The following is an 18,033-nucleotide window of genomic DNA, read 5'->3' on the forward strand; positions in this document are numbered from 1 at the left end:
CTCTTTTATTTTAGCCCGTAGAATTTCACTGCATTATCTCCCCAGAACCCAGCGAGTTCCTCACTGGAGAAGTCGCGCAGGTGATGTTCGACGATGTTTAATGAATCGCTGTACTCGCCCGCCAAGAGGCATACCGGCCAATCGGAACCGAATACCAAGCGGCCCTTGCCGAAGCAGCCGAATACATGCTCGAGGTACTCGGTAAAGTGATCCAATTTCCAATGTTTCCAATCGGCTTCGGTGCCCAGTCCCGACACTTTGCAATGGACATTGGAAAAGGAAGCCAGTTTTTCTATAAAAGCCGCCCATGCAGAAAATTCCTGCGTCTTGATGGGCGGTTTGGCGATATGGTCCAGCATAAAGGCCTGTTGTGGATTTGCTGCGACACATTTCAGCGTACTTTCGTAATGCCACGGACGTATCAGCAAGTCATAGGTATAGCCATGTTCGGTCAGTGCCGCGATACCACGCAGGAACTCATCGCGGTGCAGGAAATCGGGATCTTCCTCACCCTCTACCACGTGCCGGTACCCTTTGATCAGGTCCTGGTCGGCAAATTGCGCCAACTGCTGCTCCACCTCCGGTGACCGGAGATCCACCCAACCGACGATTCCCTTGATGAGTTTATAGACCTGGGCAAGCTCCAAGAGGAAGCGATTTTCCTGCAGGGATTGACTTGCCTGAACGGCCACAACGCCATCAAATCCATTTTCCTTCAGGGTCATGGATATATCGTTCGGCAGGAAATTCCGTTGGATCCTTTCCATAGCTGCCGTTATCCAGGCATCCCGCTCCTGATCGAACAACCAAAAATGTTGATGTGCATCTATCCGCATAATCTTCTGTATTATTGTGGTTTATAGGCAACGACTTCCTGACGCTGTTCACCTAAATAATCCGCTCCCAGCTCGATGACGTCACCAGGCTTCAGGTAGATTGGCGGATTGAAGCCCAAGCCCACACCTGCCGGTGTACCGGTGGAGATCACATCCCCAGGTAATAGCGTCATAAATTGGGAAACATAGGAAACCACAAAAGGAATATTGAAAATCAGGTTGGACGTATTTCCATCCTGGTAGGTCTCTCCATTCACCTTGAGCCACAGGCGCACATTGTTGACATCCGGGATCTCATCCGCAGTCGCCATAAACGGACCCATTGGCGCAAATGTATCGCATCCTTTACCTTTATCCCATGTTCCACCCCGCTCAATCTGGAATTCACGCTCCGACACATCGTTGTGCAACACATAACCTGCTACATAATCCAGGGCATTTGCCTCGTCCACATAGCTGGCCTTCTTACCGATCACGATGCAGAATTCCACCTCCCAATCCGTCTTTACGGAATTCTTGGGAATCACCACGTTATCGTTTGGTCCTACCAAAGCTGTGGAAGCTTTCATAAAGATCACCGGTTCCACCGGGATTTGCGCCCCAGTCTCTGCGGCATGATCCTTATAGTTCAAACCGATACAGACAATCTTCGATGGTCGCGTAAATGGGGCGCCCAAACGTGTTCCCGCCGGAATCTCAATCAACTTCCCTTCGTTCGCTTTGACAAACTCCTCCAAGCGCGCCAAACCGCTCTCCGCAAAGAATTCCTCGTTATAGTCTCCACCAAAGGCAGAAACATCATAATTTTTTCCGTCCAACTGAACCCCGATCTTCTCTTTTCCAGGTTCTCCAAATCGTATTAGTTTCATAGTGTTTTAGTATTGAGATGTGAGATATGAGATGTGAGATAGAAAACGTGCTATTTGTGTTTCTGGCCACATTTATCAGCTACATCTTGTTTTAGTATTGAGATGTGAGATGTGAGATGTGAGATAGAAAACGTACTATGGGCATGAAAAGATTTTAGATTTGAAATGATATCTGATAGTAGAATTCTTTTTATCTAATATCCAATTTTATCTCGTTTCAATAACACCCTTCCTATCTCAAATCTCATATCTCATATCTCACATCTCCCAGTTAATTGTTCAATTTAATAAATCCTCCGTCTATAGGATAGTCATTTCCAGTGATAAACCCTGCGTCATCGGAACAAAGGAATAACGCCAGTTTGGCGATTTCCGCTGGTTGCGCCATACGTCCGATGGGTTGGGATTGGGATAGTTTTTCAAACATCTCCGTTTCCTTGCCGGGATAGTTCTTTGCGATAAAGCCATCCACAAACGGGGTATGCACGCGGGCCGGTGATATAGAATTACAACGGATATTATCCTGCATATAGTCTCTCGCCACGGATAAACTCATGGCAAAAATTGCGCCCTTGCTCATGGAATAGGCAAAACGATCGGTGATGCCTACCCACGCCGCTATGGAGGCCAAATTGAGGATTGCGCCGCCTCCATTTGCCTTCATCACCGGAATGACCGCAAATAAGGCGTTGTAAGCGCCTTTTACATTCACTTGGAATACCTTATCGAAATCCGCAGGAGAACAGTGCTCAACGTCTCCTACGTGCGCAATACCGGCATTGTTCACCAGTACATCGATCCTGCCAATGCTTGCCACTACGGCCAGCACCTCTTCTTGGTCGCTGACATTGCAGGTATGGACGCTGCATTTACCGCCAAGATCTTCGATCTCCTGCTGCACTTCTTCTGCACCTTGCGGGTTGAGATCCAAAATATGAACCCAGGCGCCTTCCTGTGCAAATAAAGTCGATATAGCTCTGCCGATTCCACTTCCACCTCCGGTTACTACGGCTACTTTACCTTCTAATTTTGACATATAATTTTAATTTTCAATTATTTAATACCATTACTTATAGTGAAACACCACGTCGCCAAGGAATAAAATCATCCTGCCCCAGTTTGACCGCCTTCGCTTGCACCTCGCCACTTGCCACAGCAATGACGTAATCCAAGATCCGATGTGCGGCTTCCTCGATCGTCTCTTCCCCATCGATGATGGTTCCGCAGTTGAGGTCAATGGCATCGTTCATCTTTTCAAAGACCTTCGTATTGGATGCCACCTTGATGACCGGGCTGATGGGGTTTCCGGTCGGCGTACCAAGCCCGGTGGTAAACAACACCACATTGGCGCCTGCCGCAACCTCAGCCGTCGTGCTTTCCACGTCATTTCCAGGTGTGCACAACAGGTTCAGCCCAGGACCATTGGCCAACTCAGGGTAATCGACCACCGCCGCCACTGGAGAGTTGCCGCCTTTTTTGGCTGCACCGGCCGATTTGATCGCATCGGTGATTAAGCCATCGCGAATGTTCCCTGGAGAGGGATTCATATAGAAGCCCGACCCATCGGCCTCCGCCTTTGCATTGTAGGTCCGCATCAAGTGGATAAATTTTTCTGCAGTAGGTTCGTCGATACAGCGATCGCTAAGCTCCTGTTCCACCCCGCACAGTTCCGGGAATTCCGCCAATATAACGGAACCGCCAAGGGTCACCATCATATCCGAGAGGTATCCCAAAGCCGGATTTGCGGAAATACCCGAGAATCCATCGGAACCACCGCACTCCAAGCCGATGCACAGCTTATCCAGCCCTGCCGGTTTCCGCTGCAGGGTATTGGCCTCCGCCAGACCGGCAAAGGTCGCCTTGATGGCTTTCTGCATCAACTCCTGCTCCGTCCCTTCAAACTGTTGCTCGAAAATATACAGGGGCTTATTGAAATGTGGATCGCGACGTTGGATTTCCGCACGGAGAATAGACGCCTGCGCATGCTGGCAGCCCAAGCTCAATACCGTCGCACCAGCAACGTTCGGATGTGTAATATACCCCGCCAATAGGCCACAAAGCGCATCGGAGTCCATCCGCGTGCCGCCACAGCCCATATCATGGTTCAGAAACTTCACGCCGTCCACCTGAGGGAACAGCCGGTTCGCTTTCGCATTCGCCACACTGGCACTCAAGTCAACCGCCAGCAGTTCTTCTGTGGATGCTCCAGCCTGGTAACGCGCGATAAGCTCATCCACCTCATTGGAATAATCCTTGGATTCCACCCGGTAACCGAGCTTTTCTTCCAGTGCGGACTTTAAGGTCAGGACATTGCGATTCTCACAGAAAACCAACGGGATGACCAACCAATAATTAGCTGTACCAACCGTACCGTTACTGCGATGAAATCCATTGAATGTCTTATCCTTAAAAGCGGAAATATCGGGCTGAACCCATTCCAATTTCCTATTTCCCAACTTAAAATCATCTGCAGCATGGCGCAGGTTGTCCACGTCCAATAGCTCTCCCTGTTCCAAATCGGCATTCACCTTCCCTACCAATACACCATACATGTATATCTCACTATCTTTTGGCATTGCCGTTATGGTAAACTTATGTTTTGCCGCAACCGCTCGCCTCAGGGGAAAGGTTGCCCCCTGAAAATTCACGACCTGTCCTTGCGGGAGATCCCGCAGGGCAACCAGGACATTGTCCTTTGGATGGATTTGTAGATAATCCAATCTTTCCTTTTCCATGTTCCCTATAATTCAAAAATCTTATCCATAAACACCCACTTTTCACCCGGTTTTGCTCCCGGGATGGCCTGCTGGAATTTCCACATCAATGCTTCCCACGCCTGCACATCCGCATTCGCGGCATCCATTTCCGCCTTCCGCTCGAAACTGAAAGAATCATCGACCTCCATGAGCATGAACAAGCGGTTGGCAAACCGAAAGATCTCCATGTGCACCACACCAGCGGCCGTTATGGAATTATGGATTGCCTGGGGAATTTCCCGATGATACTTCTCATATTCGGCAATGAGTCCGGCATCATCCACCAGATCCAGCGCCATCGCACATTTTCTATTTCCCATTTTTTATCTCATTTTATGCTACACTATTCATTTCCTTTAGTTTGGCCTTTTGCTGGAAAGCAAAGAGCGCAACCACTAGAAAGCACACTACTACGGCAAAATATCCATATTGCATGTGCCCCGTAAAATCGGATATATACCCAAATACGGGCGGTATGATAGCTCCGCCCACGATTGACATAATGATGAGGCTCGATGCCGATTTGGTATCCGCACCGATACCCTCCACCCCAATGGCAAAGATCGTCGGGAACATAATAGACATAAAGAACGCTACGGCCACCATGGCGTACAAGGTCGTTTTACCGGAACCAAATATGCACACAAAGGTCAATGCGGTTGCAATGAGCGCAAAGATGAACAGTAGCCTACTTGGTGCGATGGAGCGCATGAGGTAGGTACCGACAAAGCGGCCCAACATGAACAGCAAACCCGCAACCCCTGCATATACCTTCGCATCCTTGGCCTCAATTCCCGACACCTCGACGGCAAACACAATTAAAAAGCTCAGGATACAGACTTGCGCACCGACATAAAAGAACTGCGCAACAACCGCCCAAGCCACATTTTTATGACGGAAAGCCTTCAGAAACCCACCGCTCCCCTCTTCTTTATCTCTAAATTCAGGCAACTTGATAAAGAAAAACAGCAAGGCTACAGCCAAGATGATCAGCCCCAAAACTACATAGGGACCTTTGACCATGGCCGTTTCGGCCTGAATATAGGCCAACCGATCCGCATCGCTCAATGCAGCGACTTGCTCCGCGGTCAATGGTTCTTCGGAAAGGATTAAGGCACCACCAACAATGGGCGCCACAAATGCCGCCAATCCGTTAAAGGATTGCGCAAAGTTTAATCGCTGGGTGGCGGTATTGGGATCCCCAAGAACCGTCATATACGGGTTTGCGGCCGTTTCTAAAATGGTAATTCCGCACGCCACGATAAAGAGTGCCGACAGAAAGAAGGCATAGCTCATGGTATTTGCCGCCGGAACGAACAGAAAACACCCTACGGCAAAAAGTATCAAGCCGACCAGAATACCAACCTTATAGCCATATTTCTTCATAATAATCCCCGCAGGGATCCCCATGAACAGGTAGGCCACGAATACGGCAGAGTCTACCAACGAAGCCTGTAGATGTGTCAAACTGAACGCACTCCGTAAATGGGCGATCAAAATGGGATCGAGATTATGGATAAACCCCCAGAAGAAAAACAGAGAGGTTATCAGTATAATGGCGACAGTATTTCTGGTCTTTGTCATAAGGTGGAATATAATTGTACTCTAAATACGCTAATTTTTGCTGGATTGTAATGAACTATATTATCAACTTGATAAACTATTTTACCATAAATACCGAAGATAATCCAAAAATTATGAATAGATTAGTTATCCATGATTATAAAACAACTTGCCGTACCCAAATCGGGCGACCATAGTTTCCAGTTCCGTCAGGACCTGTACCCTCGCCACCAGTCCATCTGGCATTACCACGATGAGATTGAATTGATTCATGTCATTCGCGGTTCGGGGACAGTCTTTATCGGGGATCGCATCAAGGGATTCCAGGCAGGAAATACCGTAATGATCCCTTCCCATGTCCCGCACTATTGGCTTTTTGACGAAGATCTGCCGGGTGAGGAAGATCCCATCGACTGTATTGTCATCCACTTCCTGAAGGATTTCGGATCCAGCAACTTTCTGAAAGCACCCGAACTGAGCGGCGTCAGAACACTACTTGACCGCTCTACCCGCGGTATGTTCATTGAAGATGCTGAACGGCTAACTGAACGTTTTAAAGCCGTGCTATCAAACACTGGACTCGAAAAACTGTTTAGTCTATTCAGCCTGTTGCAGCGGCTTCCCGCGGAGGAACCGTCCTACTTGATCAGTGAAAACTATGCCATCCTGAACCAGTCGGACGATCAAGCACGCATGAATAATTTAATGAGCTATATACGCGAAAACTACAAGCATAAAATCAAACTGCTGGACTTGGCAAAGGTGGCGGATATGACAGAAAACTCATTCTGCCGATATTTCAAGCAGCGGACCGGCAAGACACCTGTACAATTTATCAACGAATTGCGCATCGCCCATGCTTGTTTCCAACTTCGAAATAAACCGATGCCCCTGAAAGAAATATGTTATGATTCCGGATTCAATAATTTCGTGAGTTTCCACAAGACCTTCAAGTCCATAACAGGAACCACACCTACCCAATTTAGGGAGTAATGGACGGATAAAGGGCGGTGGTGTCAACAAAACACTACCAATCCTTAATTTTCGTTCCTTAAAATCAACAGTAATTCTATTTTTGCAACAAATATTGATCGATGAATAAACTTTACAGATTTTTAAACCTTCACTTTGGTGAAGAAGCTAAGGACAAGGTCTTGGAAAATGTGACCGCGAGCATCTCCTTCCGGGGTGCCAACGTTTGGATTTTGGCCTGTGCCATTGCTGTCGCTTCCGTAGGTTTGAATGTGAATTCCACAGCCGTCATAATCGGTGCTATGTTAATATCGCCCTTGATGGGGCCGATCGTCGGTGCTGGTTTTGCGTTGGGTGTGTACGATTTCGACCTATTGAAAAAGTCGATTAAGAACCTGGCCATTGCAACGGTCGTGAGTTTATTTGTCTCTTTTCTCTATTTCCTACTGAGCCCATTTAAAGAGGCGCAATCGGAGTTATTGGCACGGACAGCACCCAATATCTACGATGTCCTGATCGCTTTCTTCGGTGGTCTTGCAGGGGTGATTGCATTAACCCGCGTGGAAAAGGGAAACCCCATCCCCGGTGTAGCGATCGCAACGGCCTTGATGCCTCCCCTATGTACTGCAGGATACGGCTTGGCAATCGGTAATTTCAGCTATTTTGGCGGTGCCCTATACCTCTACACCATCAACTGTTTCTTTATCTGTATCTCAACCTTTTTGATCGTTAAATTACTCAAATACCCAAAAGTGAAATTTGTGGACAAGGCAAGAGAGAAAAAAATCACCAGGACCATTACCACACTGATCTTGGTCATGTTGATCCCAAGCTTTTATCTGGCCTACCAGCTCTTGCAGGAAAAGAAATACTCCCAGAATGTAGACAACTTCATCCAGCAGGAATTTACGAACAAGGGATATACCCTGATCTACGAAAACACCCATTTCAATAGCCGTCCGAAAAAAATCGAGGTCGCTTTCTTGGACAAGAAGTTCAGTAACGCCGAAAAGGAAGATCTCAACCAGAAACTCGCTACTTACCAGATCGAAGGTACGGAATTGGTAATTCGCCAGGACAGTACGGATCTGAAGCGCGATATCCTTGCTGAAATCAGTAAGCAATCCAGGAATGTATCCGAATCCGATGTAACCATCCAGAACCTTCGCAAAGAGCTCGCAAGCTATACCTTCAGCGACCAGGAACTGATCAGTGAGATCAACATCCTATTCCCGGAATTGGCACCGTACAGCATCGGGAAGCAGCTGGTTGTGGTAAACCCGGACAGCAGCTTCCACCAGAACATCGTGACCTACACTTCTGGCGAAGCCATACCGGCAGCCGAATTGTCAAAACTCAAAACCTGGCTGGAAACCAAATTGAACAGCAAGAATGTCCGCATCATACGCGCACAATAAAATATAAAAGAAGAAGTCCCGAACGCAATGCATTCGGGACTTCTTTTTATAGCTGACCGAAGGTCAACATGTTTAATTATATTGTTTCTTTGAATTCAGGAAGAAGTAACCGATCACCCCTGCCAGTAATGAGGTAATCAGGATGGACAACTTGGCTTCCGATACGAAAAGTGGATCTTTGAAGGATAGGATCGCGATAAAGATGGACATGGTAAATCCGATACCCGCCAGGAGTCCAACGCCCAGGATATGGCGCCAGGTGCTACCTTCTGGCAAGGAACTCAACTTCAATTTCGTACAGATATACGATGTCAACAGAATACCGACTGGTTTTCCGATCAGCAGTCCCAAGGTAATCCCCAAGCCCAATGGTGCTGTCAATCCGGCAAGCATCTCATTTTCGAGCGTAATATTGGTATTGGCGAAAGCAAAAAGTGGGATAATGATAAAGTTAACCGGTTTTACCAAGGCATGCTCCAAGCGCTCCAAAGGAGATTCCACATCCGTATCATTCGTCGGAATGGTCATCGCAACCAATACCCCAGCGATGGTCGCATGGATACCAGAGTGATGGATAAAGTACCAGATAAATACACCAGGAATAAGGTACAAGTACGGATTGAGTACATTGAACCTATTCATGAGGATCAAGATCACCATACCACCTAAGGCATACAGGAGATAAGATACTTCAATCCCTGATGAATAGAAGAACGCAATAACCAGGATGGCAATTAAGTCATCGACAATGGCCAATGCGGCGAGGAAGATCTTCAAACTACTTGGCACCCTATTGCCCAACAGATTGATAACCGCCAGTGCAAAGGCAATATCGGTCGCCATTGGAATTCCCCAACCAGATGCGGTTTCCTGTCCCGCGTTCAGGGATAGGTAGACCAAGGCTGGCACTGCGGCGCCGCCAATGGCACACAGGATCGGTAAAGAAGCCTTTTTGGGTGAGGAAAGTTCACCCTCCACGATTTCACGCTTGATCTCCAGACCCACCAATAAAAAGAAGATGGCCATTAATCCATCGTTAATCCACAAGAGAATGGAGTAATTCAGGTGAATCGATTCCGATTCATACCCCCATCGGCTGTCCAGGAAGTTCTGCAAAGCCGGCGCTAAGGGCGTGTTTGCAATGATCATCGAAATAATAACGCAGATAAAAAGCAGAATACCACCTGCATTACTGGATTTAAAGAAATCTTTAAATACATTGAGGTTAATCAAATTAGCCATAAATACTTAAATAGATGTTTTTTTGTTCCAAATATCACCACTTGGAAGGTCTTTGTTTATATATACAGGATCAATGCCCTGCTTCAGTTGTGTGTTATAATCTTTAAATAGGCGCAATACCTTGTTATGCAACAAAATAATCGCGATTAGGTTTAGCCAAGCCATCATGCCCACGCCGATATCACCAAGGTCCCAAGCCATTTTTGCGGACGAAATACAACCCATATACACAGACCCCAATATCATCACCCGTAAGACCCAGATCAGCACTTTACGGTTCTTCTGTTTGGCGATAAAGCTCACATTGGTCTCCGCGATGTAATAATACGCCATGATGGTCGTGAAGGCAAAGAACATCAAGGCAATGGCAATAAATGCGGAACCAAAGCCCGGGAAGTGTTGCGAAACGGCATATTGGGTAAATTCCGGACCTGCCTCAACCTGCGGAAGATTTTCGACCAGAAATCCACCGGTGGGATTAGCCACATTATATTGCCCTGTAAACAAGATCATCAAGGCCGTTGCTGTACAGACAAACAAGGTATCCACATATACCGAGAAGCCCTGCACCAACCCCTGCTTGATGGGATGCGACACTTCCGCCGCTGCCGCGGCATGTGGAGCCGTACCCTGACCGGCCTCATTGCTGTAGATACCGCGCTTTACACCCCAAGAAATAGCCGCACCCACGATCCCACCGAAGGTGGCATCGATACTGAATGCAGATTGAAAGATCAATTTAAAAACTGCAGGAACCTGCTGAATATTCATCCCAATAATGATGATGGCCATCAAAATATAGATTCCCGCCATAAAGGGAACCACAAACTCCGCAACCTTACTGATCCGTTTTACCCCGCCAATAATGATAAAACCCAATAAAATGATCAAGGCTATGCCTACGGCAAAGGCTGGAATATCAAATGCGGATTTCATCGCGATGGCGATGCTATTGCTCTGTACATTCGGCAGCAGAAATCCGGTACTGATAATGGTAACGATGGCAAATGTCCAGGCAAAGACTTTCGATTTCAGGCCCTTAAGGATATAATACGCCGGACCACCCCGGTATTGACCATCTTTGACCTCTTTGTACAATTGTCCCAAGGTAGCCTCGATAATAGCTGAGGAACTTCCCAGGAACGCGATGATCCACATCCAGAAAACCGCTCCAGGACCACCCATACCGATGGCCGTAGCCACTCCGGCTATATTTCCTGTCCCTACCCGACCCGAAATCGCCAGGGAAAATGCCTGAAAAGAAGAAATCCCCTTTTCCGAACTGCCCCCCTTGAACAGCAAACGGATCATTTCCCGGAGGTACATGATCTGTGGAAATTTAAATCGAATCGAAAAATAAACGCCTGCCAATAAACACAGGTAAACTAAAGCATCGCTCCAGATAATACTATAAATTTTGTCTATGATTTCTTGCATGAATACCCTTTGAAATTGGCTTGAACCGCTAAAATAGAGAAATGATGTTTTGGTTCATTGAAAAATTGCATAGATTCTATCTATAAAAGCGACCGCTCATATAGAGAGCACTGAACTTGACGGCAGCTTTTGCGTTTAAGTTCCTTTAAAGTGGTTTTCCGGATTAGGTTAGGTAGAAGGAAGTAAACAACGAATATTATAGTGCCAATGACCGCTTTTAATGCATTTTGTTTTTAGCCTGCTTGATAGGCAGGAGTGAATGAGAAAACCGATTGTTCCAGGGCTTAAAAAAGCGAAAGCCATGATGTTTGCACATCATGGCTCTGTATGTTACCCCAATTTCGGATATCCCTATCCTCTACTGTTATAGTTTGGCGCTTCTTTGGTGATCTGGATGTTGTGCGGATGAGATTCGCGCAGACCAGCTCCCGTGATACGAACAAACTTAGCTTCTTGTAATTTTTCAATGGTTGCTGCTCCACAGTAACCCATGGATGCACGCAGACCGCCGATATATTGGTAAACGACCTCTGCCAATGTTCCTTTATAAGGCACACGCCCAACGATACCTTCAGGCACCAATTTCTTGATATCATCTTCTACATCTTGGAAATAACGATCCTTGGATCCTTTTTCCATCGCTTCCACGGAACCCATACCGCGGTAGGACTTGAATTTACGCCCTTCCAATAGAATGGTTTCGCCCGGTGCTTCTTCTACCCCAGCGAATAGGGAACCTGCCATAATGGTATTTGCACCTGCAGCAATCGCTTTTGCGATATCCCCAGTTTGCTTGATACCACCATCAGCGATCAATGGTACACCTGTTCCTTTTAAAGCCTTCGCCACCTCGTAAACAGCGTACAGCTGAGGAACACCCACACCGGCAATGATACGAGTCGTACAGATAGAACCCGGACCGATACCGACCTTAACGGCATCAGCACCTGCGTCAGCTAGCATTTTCGCTGCATCTCCAGTCGCAATGTTACCAACGATAACCTGCAGATCCGGATAAGCCGCTTTCACTTCTTTCAATTTATTGATAACCCCTAGGGAATGACCGTGTGCTGTATCGATAGTAATCACGTCAACACCGGCTTTTACCAATGCATCCACACGATCCAATGTATCGTGGGTCACTCCTACTGCTGCACCAACCAACAAACGTCCGTGTTCATCCTTTGCAGCATTTGGGTAATGTTTATATTTCTGAATGTCTTTAAAAGTAATCAACCCTTTCAAGATTCCGTTTGTATCCACAACCGGTAACTTTTCAATTTTATGGTTTTGTAGGATTTCCTCTGCTTTTATCAAATCTGTTCCTTCAGGTGCTACAACCAAGTTGGTCTTGGTCATCAGTTCACTGATCGGACGCGCCATATCCTTTTGGAAGCGCAAGTCGCGGTTTGTAACAATACCGACCAATTTATTCTCCAAGTTGATCACAGGGATACCACCGATCTTATGTTCCTTCATAATCTGGAATGCGTCTCCTACGGTCGCATTTTCCAATAAGGTTACCGGATCTTGGATCATCCCGCTTTCGGAACGCTTCACTTTGCGCACTTCAGCAGCCTGTTCCGCGATGGTCATATTCTTATGCAACATACCGATACCGCCCGCCTGTGCGATGGCAATCGCTAAATCAGCACCTGTAACCGTATCCATAGCGGCAGAAACCAACGGGATATTTAATTTGATTTTTTTGGTCAGATAGGTACTTGTATCTACGTCGCGAGGTAAGATTTCTGAATAAGCTGGGATTAATAATACATCGTCGTAGGTAAGACCTTCTTGTACGAATTTTTGTGGATCTAATTGCATAGCAAATATTAAATGGGGTTTCTATTTGCCAGGCAAATTTACAAAAAATTATAATAATATAAAACTACCGCAAACTAATTACACTAAATCGACAAACTAAATTTCCAGGTCACATTACCTGAAAACAGGTAATGACCAATTAAAGTTAAAAAACTGTTAAAATTTGGCAAGCTAATTGCTTAATGATGATAAATTAAAATTTAATTAACACAATATTTATGAAAAAGACATTACTATCATTAGCAGCTGCAGCAGCTTTAGTTTTTGGCTTCAACGAAGCTAAAGCTCAAACTCCTTATAAAACAGCTATCGGTCTTGCAATAGACTTAGGTGATGGCGCGACTTTGTTCGGCCCACAAATCAAGCATTCTTTCGGTGGTGCGAACGCTGGTCAAGCGCAAGTATTATTCGGAGATAACTTTACTGCAATCGGTGCAGACTATTCTTACAACCAACAGTTCGCTGGAACTAACGGTTTAGGATGGTACGTTGGTGTGGGTCCTCAAATCGGATTCGGTGGTGACCTAACTTGGTTCTCAATCCGTCCACAAGCAGGTTTGGAATACAAGATTCCTTCCGCTCCTATTGCTTTCCACTTCGACTGGAAACCAAACTGGAACCTTTCTCACGATACTGATTTCAACGCTGCTCGTTTCAGCTTAGGATTTAAATTCACTTTAAGATAGTGAATAACAAAAAAGCCTTTCTTGCAGAAAGGCTTTTTTGTTATAGTAGTGAGATGTGAGTATTGAGATATGAGACCTGCTGGAAAGTATTTAGTATTTAGTATTAAGTATTAAGATGTATGGTGAACAAAATACTAGGAATGCCTTTCTTGCAGAAAGGCTTTTTTGTTATAGTAGTGAGATATGAGAATTGAGATATGAGACCAGTTGGAAAGTATTTAGTAGTTAGTATTAAGTATTAAGATGTATGGTGAACAAAATACTAGGAATGCCTTTCTTGCAGAAAGGCTTTTTTGTTATAGTAGTGAGATATGAGAATTGAGATATGAGACCAGTTGGAAAGTAGTTAGTAGTTAGTATTAAGTATTAAGATGTATGGCTCATATAAAATTTAGCATAAAGCAATTGGACGTAAAGTGGATAAAATACGCGAAAAGCCTTTCTGGATGAAAGGCTTTTTTATTGTATATAATATGATGTGGGACTATAGGTCGATCTAAACCCAGGATTGACTGGGTTCTTTCTGAGGTTATCAAATAGGCTGTTCGTTCTTTGCTTTCTTCTTCATTATCCTGAGAAAGAAATAAAATAGAATGGTAGCTGCTATTGGGGTTACTATTAAGAACCAGAGGTTGAATGTATTAGTGAATAGAAAGTTGATAATACATAAAACGGCTAACACAATTAAAAAAAACACGACTAATTTCATGGCTAAATATTTAGTTTATAAAATGATTAATTCTCCTACTTCGTTGTTTTACTTTTTTGGTATTGGTAAGACAGATATTTGTCTTAGGGATGTACAACTATATTATGTGCTATTCATAAAAAGTTAATAAAATATTTATTTCATTAAAACCAAAGGTTTCAATGGGACTAAATCGGCTATTTTGTAATTTGTGATTAAATTTAATAAATATTAAATTAATTTTATGTGTATTTTATGTAAATTTTATAAGGACAATGTAGAACATTCGGCACCTATGCAGGTCAGAAAAAGGGACTGGAGTATTTGTGCGCTATCAATGAGCGGATTTATTGCGCGAAAAAGCGGCAGGATAGTGCCTGAAAATTAAGGGAATATTAAGAAACAACTTTTCCCGTATTATGTTTGATATACTATTTCCATTATGTATTTTTTTTATACCTTTGCGAATCTTGGTAAAATATTATTAAGCTTAAAAAAAAACATAAAAAACCATAATTTATTACGATTAGACAATGAGTAAAGGGCTGATTAAATTTTTGGTGATAGTGGTTTCCTTAGCGTGCCTCTACTCCTTATCATTCACTTTTGTAACACGTAAAGTTGAAAAAGACGCAGCGGAATACGCCAATGGCGACATGGCAAAGGAAAAAGCCTATTTGGATTCCATCGCGGGTGAGGAAGTGTACAACCTAGGTATCGCAAAATTCACCTATCGCGAAGCGAAAGCAAACGAACTTGCTCTTGGTTTGGACCTTAAGGGTGGTATGAACGTTACAATGGAAATTTCATTGAACGAATTGATCACCAACCTAGCGAACAAACCTAAGGATGCAAACTTCAACAAAGCATTAGAAACTGCAGTTGCAAAGAGCAAAACGACAAACACGTCATTGATTGACCTGTTTCTAAATGAGTATAAAGCTACTGGTGCTTCGGCTCCGATCGCTTCATTCTTCGCAACAAAGGACAATGCAAATGTAATCACTGGCGCCAGCTCAGAGAATGATGTCCGTACTTGGTTAAAAAGAGAAGCGGATAATGCCATCCAAAACTCCTACAAGGTATTGCGTACGCGTATCGACAAGTTCGGCGTAGCATCCCCTAACATCCAGATCCAACAAGGAACAAACCGTATCCTAATCGAGTTACCAGGTGTAAACGATGAAGAACGCGTTCGTAAGCTCCTTCAAGGTTCTGCAAAACTAGAATTCTACGAAACTTACAATAACGCACAGATTTTCTCCCTTCTAGAGAACATCAACACTACCCTTGCTACTACATTGAAGTCAAACAAAGCCGTTGCTAACGTGCCTAGTGATTCAACAACTGCAACGGTAGCTGCTGATACAACGAAGAAAGAAGAAAACCTATTGGCGAAATTAGGCGCGAACAAAGCAGGTTCTGATTCCGCAAAAACAACGGATTCAGCAGCGGCAAAAGTGGATCAAGCAGCATTGGCTAACAATCCATTATTCGCGGTATTGAGCCCATCGATCTATTCTGACCCGAACACCGGCCAACAGCAATTGATCCCAGGTGCAGTGGTAGGACATGCCAACCTAAAGGACACAGCGAAGATCAATGCGTATCTAGCTCGTCCGGAAATTAAATCCATCATCCCAGGAAACCTAAAACTCCTTTGGGCTGTAAAACCAGAAAACAACAATAAAGATTTTCTTTCCCTATACGCTATCAAAGCATCAGGTGCTGAAAACGGACCGGTAATGACAGGTGATGTGATCACTGACGCTACAGATGGTTTCGATCAGCAGAACACACCGATCGTATCCATGCAGATGAACGCCAGCGGCGCGCAACAATGGAGACGCATCACAGCACAAGCAGCGCAGAATAGAGATGCCATTGCGATCGTTTTGGATAACGTGGTATACTCTGCTCCAGGTGTGAACGAAGAAATCCCGAACGGAAACTCCCAGATCTCTGGTAACTTCACCATTGAAGACACCAAAGACTTAGCAAACGTATTGAAAGCAGGTCGCCTTCCAACAACGGCAAAAATCGTTGAAGAAGCAATCGTAGGTCCTTCATTGGGTCAGGTAGCGATTGATTCCGGTGTGAACTCTGCGATCATCGGTATTATCGTGGTTATGGCGTTCATGATCGCGTACTACAACCGTGCAGGTATTGCTGCGAACATCGCGGTAATCTTCAACGTATTCTTCTTGATGGGTGTTCTTGCATCCCTGAATGCGGTGCTTACCCTACCGGGTATTGCGGGTATTGTATTGACCATGGGCACTGCGGTGGATGCGAACGTACTGATCTACGAGCGTATGCGTGAAGAACAGGCCATGGGCAAATCCATCCGTCAGGTGGTTGCAGATGGTTACAAACATGCGATGCCATCTATCCTTGACTCCCAGATCACGACATTCTTGGTAGGTTTGATCCTATTCTTTACCGGAAGTGGTCCAATCCAAGGTTTCGCGACAACGTTGATGATCGGTATTATTACCTCATTGTTCACAGCGATCTTCATCACTCGTTTGATCTTCGAATACATGTTGGAGAAAGATATCAAGATTACGCTTTCCTTCCCTTGGTCTAACCACACGTTGAAGAATGCGAACTTCCAATTCATCAAAAAGAGAAAAGTAGCTTATATCGCTTCATTGATTGCTGTTGTTATTTCCATCGGCGCCATCTTAACCAAAGGTTTTTCTTACGGTGTAGATTTCCAAGGTGGTCGTACTTACACAGTACGTTTCGACAATGGTGTGAATGCGGAAGAAGTTCGTAATAACTTAGATAATATTTTCGGTACGACAACAGAGGTGAAAACCTTTGGTAATGAAAACCAATTGCGCGTTACGACATCCTACCAGATCGAAGAAACCAGCGATGCGGCAGATCAGGAAGTGCTATCAAAATTGAACGAAGGCCTATCAAAAGTACAGGGCAATAAATACGAGATCCTTTCGCAACAGAAAGTAGGACCTACCATCGCTAGCGATATCCGCGACAGAGCAATCTATGCGGCGATCCTATCGATTATCGTAATTGCAGCCTATATCTTGATCCGTTTCCACAAATGGCAATATTCCGCGGGTGCTGCGATTGCAACAATCCACGATGCGATTATCTTGATGGGACTATTCTCGATTTTGGATGGCATCGTTCCATTCTCCTTGGATATCGACCAGCATTTTGTGGCAGCGATCCTAACGGTATTGGGTTATTCGGTGAACGATACGGTGGTTGTATTCGACCGTCTTCGTGAATACTTGAAGAAACCGAATGCACACCAAGAGGAAATGGGTACTACCATCAATAAAGCGATCAACTCCACATTGAGCCGTACCGTGATTACATCTTTAACCGTAATCTTCGTGTTGGCTGTATTGTTCGTGTTCGGTGGTGAGGTTATCCGTGGGTTCTCCTTCGCTATCCTTGTAGGTATCGTTGTAGCAACTTACTCATCCATCTTCTTGGCAGCGCCAGCTATCTACGACCTATCAGGTGGTAAGCACTTAGCAGAAAGCGCAGAAGATAAAGCTAAAAAAGCGGCAAAAGTAGTTACTCCGTAATCGGAAAACTAATACTATACAAAAGGCTGTTCGTTCGAACAGCCTTTTTTTGTTTCCTTTATCATCCAGTATGTTTTTCCTATTCCGCATGATATTGTCAAAAATCTGTTTATTATCCTTTCTACTGAATCATACTCTATATTTTTTAGTAGTTTTGGCTATAAATCAAC

13 protein-coding genes are annotated in these 18,033 nt (G+C 44.9%); 4 read left to right on the forward strand and 9 right to left on the reverse strand.

Annotated features, from left to right (window positions below; translation table 11 throughout):
• Positions 1-5 precede the first annotated feature (5 nt).
• The 6 genes from G6N79_RS15395 to fucP form a co-directional block, all read right to left on the reverse strand.
• Positions 6-836, reverse strand: a complete 831-nt coding sequence (locus G6N79_RS15395; protein WP_103906089.1) for an amidohydrolase family protein — start codon at positions 834-836, stop codon at positions 6-8.
• A gap of 11 nt (positions 837-847) precedes the next feature.
• A complete protein-coding gene (locus tag G6N79_RS15400; protein ID WP_103906090.1) occupies positions 848-1,705 on the reverse strand; it encodes a fumarylacetoacetate hydrolase family protein in 858 nt (285 codons plus the stop codon).
• A gap of 271 nt (positions 1,706-1,976) precedes the next feature.
• Positions 1,977-2,741 carry an SDR family NAD(P)-dependent oxidoreductase gene (locus G6N79_RS15405; protein ID WP_103906091.1) on the reverse strand — a complete coding sequence of 255 codons (765 nt, stop codon included), beginning with the start codon at positions 2,739-2,741 and terminating at the stop codon, positions 1,977-1,979.
• Positions 2,742-2,775: 34 nt separating this feature from the next.
• Positions 2,776-4,440, reverse strand: a complete 1,665-nt coding sequence (locus G6N79_RS15410) for a UxaA family hydrolase (RefSeq protein WP_103906092.1) — start codon at positions 4,438-4,440, stop codon at positions 2,776-2,778.
• A gap of 5 nt (positions 4,441-4,445) precedes the next feature.
• Positions 4,446-4,781: an L-rhamnose mutarotase gene (locus G6N79_RS15415; protein ID WP_103906093.1), complete on the reverse strand. Its 336-nt coding sequence runs from the start codon at positions 4,779-4,781 to the stop codon at positions 4,446-4,448.
• A 13-nt stretch (positions 4,782-4,794) separates the two neighbouring features.
• A complete protein-coding gene (gene fucP, locus G6N79_RS15420) occupies positions 4,795-6,045 on the reverse strand; it encodes an L-fucose:H+ symporter permease (protein WP_103906094.1) in 1,251 nt (416 codons plus the stop codon).
• A gap of 132 nt (positions 6,046-6,177) precedes the next feature.
• On the opposite strand from fucP, the gene G6N79_RS15425 reads away from it, so the two are divergent.
• Together G6N79_RS15425 and G6N79_RS15430 are read left to right on the forward strand one after the other, a co-directional pair.
• A complete protein-coding gene (locus G6N79_RS15425; RefSeq protein ID WP_103906095.1) occupies positions 6,178-7,017 on the forward strand; it encodes an AraC family transcriptional regulator in 840 nt (279 codons plus the stop codon).
• 101 nt (positions 7,018-7,118) lie between these two features.
• Positions 7,119-8,414: a DUF389 domain-containing protein gene (locus tag G6N79_RS15430; protein WP_103906096.1), complete on the forward strand. Its 1,296-nt coding sequence runs from the start codon at positions 7,119-7,121 to the stop codon at positions 8,412-8,414.
• Between the two features lie 72 nt (positions 8,415-8,486).
• On the opposite strand, the gene nhaA is transcribed toward G6N79_RS15430, so the two are convergent.
• The 3 genes from nhaA to guaB all read right to left on the reverse strand — a co-directional run bounded on the left by nhaA (position 8,487) and on the right by guaB (position 12,920).
• A complete protein-coding gene (nhaA, locus tag G6N79_RS15435) occupies positions 8,487-9,656 on the reverse strand; it encodes a Na+/H+ antiporter NhaA (protein WP_103906097.1) in 1,170 nt (389 codons plus the stop codon).
• A 6-nt stretch (positions 9,657-9,662) separates the two neighbouring features.
• Positions 9,663-11,093 (reverse strand): alanine/glycine:cation symporter family protein, encoded by a 1,431-nt coding sequence (locus G6N79_RS15440; protein WP_103906098.1) that lies wholly within the window; start codon positions 11,091-11,093, stop codon positions 9,663-9,665.
• Positions 11,094-11,444: 351 nt separating this feature from the next.
• Positions 11,445-12,920 carry an IMP dehydrogenase gene (gene guaB, locus G6N79_RS15445; protein WP_103906099.1) on the reverse strand — a complete coding sequence of 492 codons (1,476 nt, stop codon included), beginning with the start codon at positions 12,918-12,920 and terminating at the stop codon, positions 11,445-11,447.
• Between the two features lie 218 nt (positions 12,921-13,138).
• Here guaB and G6N79_RS15450 point away from each other — a divergent pair, with 218 nt between their 5' ends.
• Positions 13,139-13,606 carry a hypothetical protein gene (locus tag G6N79_RS15450; RefSeq protein WP_103906100.1) on the forward strand — a complete coding sequence of 156 codons (468 nt, stop codon included), beginning with the start codon at positions 13,139-13,141 and terminating at the stop codon, positions 13,604-13,606.
• 1,221 nt (positions 13,607-14,827) lie between these two features.
• Positions 14,828-17,863, forward strand: coding sequence for a protein translocase subunit SecDF (gene secDF, locus G6N79_RS15455; protein ID WP_103906102.1), 3,036 nt, complete (start codon positions 14,828-14,830; stop codon positions 17,861-17,863).
• Positions 17,864-18,033: the final 170 nt, after the last annotated feature.

This window comes from Sphingobacterium lactis, assembly GCF_011046555.1.
Lineage (GTDB): Bacteria > Bacteroidota > Bacteroidia > Sphingobacteriales > Sphingobacteriaceae > Sphingobacterium > Sphingobacterium lactis.

Bases quoted from the DNA above. Each gene is read 5' to 3' on its own strand.
- guaB (WP_103906099.1), bottom strand. From the start codon at position 12,920: ATGCAATTAGATCCACAAAAATTCGTACAAGAAGGTCTTACCTACGAC.
- nhaA (WP_103906097.1), bottom strand. From the start codon at position 9,656: ATGGCTAATTTGATTAACCTCAATGTATTTAAAGATTTCTTTAAATCC.
- G6N79_RS15425 (WP_103906095.1), top strand. From the start codon at position 6,178: ATGATTATAAAACAACTTGCCGTACCCAAATCGGGCGACCATAGTTTC.
- G6N79_RS15395 (WP_103906089.1), bottom strand. From the start codon at position 836: ATGCGGATAGATGCACATCAACATTTTTGGTTGTTCGATCAGGAGCGG.
- secDF (WP_103906102.1), top strand. From the start codon at position 14,828: ATGAGTAAAGGGCTGATTAAATTTTTGGTGATAGTGGTTTCCTTAGCG.
- G6N79_RS15430 (WP_103906096.1), top strand. From the start codon at position 7,119: ATGAATAAACTTTACAGATTTTTAAACCTTCACTTTGGTGAAGAAGCT.
- G6N79_RS15400 (WP_103906090.1), bottom strand. From the start codon at position 1,705: ATGAAACTAATACGATTTGGAGAACCTGGAAAAGAGAAGATCGGGGTT.
- G6N79_RS15405 (WP_103906091.1), bottom strand. From the start codon at position 2,741: ATGTCAAAATTAGAAGGTAAAGTAGCCGTAGTAACCGGAGGTGGAAGT.
- G6N79_RS15415 (WP_103906093.1), bottom strand. From the start codon at position 4,781: ATGGGAAATAGAAAATGTGCGATGGCGCTGGATCTGGTGGATGATGCC.
- G6N79_RS15450 (WP_103906100.1), top strand. From the start codon at position 13,139: ATGAAAAAGACATTACTATCATTAGCAGCTGCAGCAGCTTTAGTTTTT.
- fucP (WP_103906094.1), bottom strand. From the start codon at position 6,045: ATGACAAAGACCAGAAATACTGTCGCCATTATACTGATAACCTCTCTG.
- G6N79_RS15410 (WP_103906092.1), bottom strand. From the start codon at position 4,440: ATGGAAAAGGAAAGATTGGATTATCTACAAATCCATCCAAAGGACAAT.
- G6N79_RS15440 (WP_103906098.1), bottom strand. From the start codon at position 11,093: ATGCAAGAAATCATAGACAAAATTTATAGTATTATCTGGAGCGATGCT.